This window comes from Streptomyces sp. NPDC059851 (assembly GCF_042732005.1).
GTDB lineage: Bacteria > Actinomycetota > Actinomycetes > Streptomycetales > Streptomycetaceae > Streptomyces.
In genome coordinates this window covers 1-5,235 of sequence record NZ_JBHWJJ010000251.1, presented here as the reverse complement: position 1 = coordinate 5,235, position 5,235 = coordinate 1, and the positions used below count along the sequence as shown (strand labels likewise).

At 75.3% G+C, this 5,235-nt stretch carries 2 protein-coding genes; both read right to left on the bottom strand.

The genetic code is table 11. From position 1 onward, the window contains the following. Positions 1 to 1,366: type I polyketide synthase (locus ACFV7Q_RS38270; RefSeq protein ID WP_385435568.1), on the bottom strand; the 1,366-nt coding region annotated here is incomplete at its 3' end. A 125-nt stretch (positions 1,367 to 1,491) separates the two neighbouring features. Next, a partial coding sequence (locus ACFV7Q_RS38265; RefSeq protein ID WP_385435567.1) for an SDR family NAD(P)-dependent oxidoreductase occupies positions 1,492 to 5,235 on the bottom strand: 3,744 nt, incomplete at its 5' end.

The window sequence follows — 5,235 nt, the reverse complement described above, 5'->3', positions numbered from 1 at the left end:
TCACGTGCGCGTTCGTGCCGCAGAACCCGAACGACGACACACCCGCACGGCGCGGGCTTCCGGTCCGCGGCCAGGGGACGGTGTCCCCGATCAGGGAGACGGCGCCCGCCTCCCAGTCCACGTGCGGGGTGGGATCGTCGAGGTGGAGGGTCTTCGGAACGATGCCGTGGCGCATCGCCTCGACCATCTTGATGATGCCCGCAACGCCGGCGGCGGCCTGGGTGTGCCCGAGGTTGGACTTGATGGAGCCGAGGAGCAGCGGCCGGTCGGCGGGCCGGTCCTGGCCGTAGGTGGCGAGCAGGGCCTGGGCCTCGATGGGGTCGCCGAGGGTCGTTCCCGTGCCGTGGGCCTCGACGACGTCCACGTCGGCGGCCGCCAGGCGGGCGTTGGTGAGCGCCTGGTGGATGACGCGCTGCTGCGAAGGACCGTTGGGGGCGGTCAGACCGTTGGAGGCACCGTCCTGGTTCACGGCCGAGCCGCGGACCACGGCGAGGACCGGGTGCCCGTTGCGCTGCGCGTCCGACAACCGCTCCACGAGGAGCATGCCGACGCCCTCGCCCCAGCCGGTGCCGTCGGCGGCCGCCGCGAAGGGCTTGCAGCGGCCGTCGGGGGCCAGGCCGCGCTGGCGGCTGAACTCGGTGAAGGTGGCCGGGGTCGCCATGACGGTGACGCCGCCGGCGAGGGCCATGGTGCACTCCCCCGCCCGCAGCGCCTGCACGGCCAGGTGGAGGGTGACGAGGGAGGACGAGCAGGCGGTGTCGACGGTGACCGCCGGACCTTCGAGGCCGAAGGTGTAGGCCACCCGGCCGGAGGCGATGCTTCCGGAGCTGCCGGTACCGAGGAAGCCCTCGACGCCTTCGGGGACGGAGTCCAGGCGGGCGGTGTAGTCGTGGTACATGACGCCGGCGAAGACGGCGGTCCGGCTGCCGCGCAGGGAGGTCGGGTCGATGCCGGCCCGCTCGAACGCCTCCCAGGAGGCCTCCAGCAGCAGCCGCTGCTGCGGGTCCATCGCCAGCGCCTCGCGCGGGGAGATCCCGAAGGGGGTGGGGTCGAAGCGGGCGGCGTCGTAGAGGAAGCCGCCCTCGCTGACGTAACTGGATCCGGCGCTGTCGGGGTCGGCGTCGTAGAGCGTCTCCACGTCCCAGCCGCGGTCCACGGGGAACGCCGAGATCGCGTCGCGGCCGTCGGCGACGAGCCGCCACAGGTCTTCGGGGGTGCGGACGCCGCCCGGGTAGCGGCAGCTCATCGCGACGATCGCGACGGGTTCCTGGTTCTGCTCCTCGACCTCGCGCAACCGCCTGCGGGCCTGGCGCAGATCGGCGGTCGCCCGCTTGAGGTAGTCGCGAAGCTTGTCCTCGTTCACCATGTGCGTGGGCTCCATGCCAGAGAGGCGGTCGTACGGGTCGGTCTGACCGTGGTGGTGGGGTGGTAGGGGGCCGGGCGGGGCGGGGAAAGACCCCGCCCGGCGGTCTCGGGGCGCCGGGAGGGCGCTCAGTGGGCGCCGAGTTCGTCGTCGAGGAGGTCGAACAGCTCGTCGTCGGTGACCGCGTCGAGGTCGTCGCCGGTGTCCTCGTCGCTGTCGGTGGCACGGCCCGGTTCCTGGCGTGCGTTCCACTTGGCCATGAGGGCCTGGAGGCGCATCGTGATCCGCGAGCGGGTGACGCCGTCCGCGTCCGTCGCCTCGGTGGATGCCAACGCGGCTTCCAGCCGGTCGAGTTCACCGAGGACGCTGGGCCCGTCGGCGCCGCGGGGCAGTGCGGAGTGCAGGTAGGCGCTGAGCTGCTCGGGGGTCGGGTGGTCGAAGACGAGCGTCGCCGGGAGGCGGAGGCCCGTGGCCGCGCCGAGCCGGTTGCGGAGTTCGACCGCCGTCAGCGAGTCGAAGCCGAGTTCCTTGAACGCGCTGCCCGGTGCGATGGCCGCCGCCCCGCTGTGGCCCAGTACCTGGGCGACGTGGGTGCAGACCGTGTCGAGCAGCACCCGGTCCCGTTCGGCGGGCGGCAGGTGGGCCAGCCGCTCCGCGAGCGATCCCCCGCCGTCCGCGGCCGGGCCGGCGCTCGTCCGGCGTCGTACGGGCGTACGGAGCAGGCCGCGCAGCAGGGGTGTGACGCCTTCGCCGGCGCGGGCCTGGAGTGCCGCCAGATCGATCCGCGCGGGGACGAGCAGGCTCGGCGTCCCCGGCTCGGCGGATCCGGTGCCGGCACTGCCGGGGCCGTTCTGCCGGGCCGTGGTTGCGCGTAGGGCAGCGTCGAAGAGGGCCAGCCCGTCGGTGGCCGACAGCGCGTTCATGCTGCCGCGGCTCAGGCGCTGCAGGTCCTGCTCGTCGAGGGTCGCGGCCATGCCGGCCTCGTCGTCCCACAGGCCCCAGGCGAGGGAGACGCCCGGCAGGCCCAGGGCCCGGCGGTGCTGGGCGAGGGCGTCGAGGAAGGTGTTGCCGGCCGCGTAGTTGGCCTGCCCGGCGTTGCCGAAGACGCCGGCCGCGGAGGAGAACAGGACGAACGCCGCCAGGTCGAGGTCCCGGGTCAGCCCGTGCAGGTTCCATGCCGCGTCGGCCTTGGGCCGGAGCACCTCGGCGATCCGCTCGGGGGTGAGCGAGGTGACGGTGCCGTCGTCGAGCACACCGGCGGTGTGCACGACGGCGGTCAGCGGGTGCTCGGCCGGTACGTCGGCCAGCAGGGCGGCGAGGGCCTCCCGGTCGGCCGCGTCACAGGCCGCCCAGGTGACCTCGGCGCCCAGGTCCCCTAGCGCGGAAGCGAGTTCGGGAGCGCCGGCCGCCGACGCGCCGCGGCGGCTGGTGAGCAGCAGGTGCCGTACGCCGTGCTCGGCGACGAGGTGCCGGGCGAGGAGGCCGCCCAGGGTGCCGGTGGCACCGGTGATCAGGACGGTGCCCTCGGGGTCGAGGGCCCGGCCGGCGGAGGTGCTCCCGGCGGGCGGGTCCGCGGGTGGGGTGAGCACCGCGCGGGCCAGGCGGGGGGCCCGTACGGTTCCGTCGCGCAGGGCGAGCTGGGGCTCGTCCGTCGCGAGGGCCGCGGGCAGGGCCCGGTAGGAGGTTTCCTCGCCGTCGAGGTCGATCAGCACGAACCGGTCCGGGTGCTCCGCCTGCGCGGACCGCACCAGGCCCCACACCGCGGCGTGCGCGAGGTCCGTCACGTCCTCGCCGGGGCCGGCGGCCGCGGCACCGCAGGTCAGGACCGCAAGCCGGGACGCCGCGAACCGCTGGTCCGCCAGCCACCCCTGCACCAGTTCCAGGGCCTGCCCGCTCGCGGCGTGCGCGGCCGCCGGGACCGCCGCACCGCGGCCGGCGGTCGTGGGGTCGGGTGCCAGGGTGACGAGGACCGTGTCCGGTACCGGCTCCCCGAGGGCTTCGGTCAGGTCGAACGCCTCGGCCAGGGCGTCCAGGTCGGGGTGGGTGTGGTCGTCGGCGGCGTCGAGGACGCCGGCCCGTTCCAGGCCCGCGCCCGTCCGGAGCGGGTCGTCGCCGAGCAGCGCCCAGCGGATGCCGGACTCCGGCCGTGCCCCGGGCAGCGCGAGCGCGGCCCAGTCGACCTGGAAGAGCGCTTCGCGGACGGGGCCGGTGCCGAGTCCGGCCGCCAGACGGACGCCGTCGGTGGCGAGCGGGCGCAAGACGAGCGAGTCGACGGTGAGCACCGGCCGGCCCGTGCCGTCCCACAGGGTGAGCGTGACCGCGTCCCGGCCGGCCGGTGCCATGCGCACGCGCAGGGCGGCGGCGCCGGAGGAGTGCAGTCGTACGCCGTCCCAGGAGAACGGCAACCGCGCGCCGGCCGTGCCTTCCGGGAAGAACCCGCCGAGCCCGAGGGCGTGCAGGGCGGCGTCGAGGAGCGCCGGGTGCAGTCCGTACGGGGCGGCTTCCGGGAGGCGGTCCTCGTCGAGGGCGACCTCGGCGAAGACCTCGTCCCCGAGCCGGTACGCCCGGCGCAGGTTGCGGAAGGCGGGGCCGTAGCCGAGTCCGATGGCGTCGAAGCCGGGATAGAGGTCGTCCACGGGCCGTTCGACGGCTCCGGTCGGCGGCCACTCCCCCAGGTCCCGGCCCTCGGTGTCCGCGGCGTCGGGCGCCAGGACGCCGTCGGCGTGCCGGGTCCACGGCTCGTCGGGGGCGGCCTGCTCGGGGCGCGAGTAGGCCTGGACCGCCCGGCGCCCGTCCTCGTCCGGCTCGGCCACGGCCAGTCGCAGTTGCAGGGCACCGGTTTCGGGCAGCACCAGCGGTGCTTCGAGGGTGAGCTCGTCCAGGCGGCCGCAGCCCGCATGGTCACCGGCGCGGACGGCCAGTTCCACCAGCGCCGCACCCGGCACCATGACGGTGCCCGCGACGCGGTGGTCGGCCAGCCAGGGCTGGGTGCGCAGCGAGAGCCGCCCGGTGAAGAGGAACCCGTCGGAGTCGGGCAGGTCGACCGCAGCCCCGAGGAGGGGGTGCGCGGTCACGCCGAGCCCGGCGGAGGCCACGTCGCCGGCGAGGGCGTGGGCGGGGGCCTCCAGCCAGTACCGCTGGCGCTGGAAGGCGTACGTGGGCAGTTCCACCCGGCGGGCGCCCGTGCCGGCGTAGTACGCGGCCCAGTCGACGGTGATCCCGCGCAGGTGCGCCTGGGCGAGGGCGGAGGCGAGGGCGGCGTCCTCGGACCGGTCCGCGCGCAGCGCCGGGGCGAAAGCGGCGTCGTCCCGGGTGACGCAATCCTGCGCGAGGGCGGAGAGGACGCCCTCCGGCCCGAGTTCGAGGCACGTGGTCACGCCCGCTTCCTCCAGGGCGCGGATGCCGTCGAGGAAGCGGACGGTTTCGCGGACGTGCCGCACCCAGAAGTCGGCCGATGCCATCTCCTCGCCCGCAAGGGCGCCGGTCAGGTTGGACACGACCGGAATGCGCGGGGCGGCGTACGTCAGCCCCTCCGCGACCTCGCGGAAGGCGTCGAGCATGCCGTCCATGTGCGGCGAGTGGAACGCGTGGCTGACCGTCAGCTGCTTGGTCTTCCGACCGTCCGCCTCGAAGCGGCCCGCGATCGTCACCGCGGCGTCCTCGTCACCGGCCACGACCACCGACTGCGGACCGTTCACCGCGGCGATGCCCACCCGGTCGGTGAGCAGCGGCGCGACCTCGTCCTCCGACGCCTGCACCGCGATCATCACACCGCCGGCCGGCAACGCCTGCATCAGCCGCCCGCGGGCCGCGACCAGCGCGCAGGCGTCGGCCAGCGAGAAGACGCCCGCCACGTGCGCGGCCGTGATCTC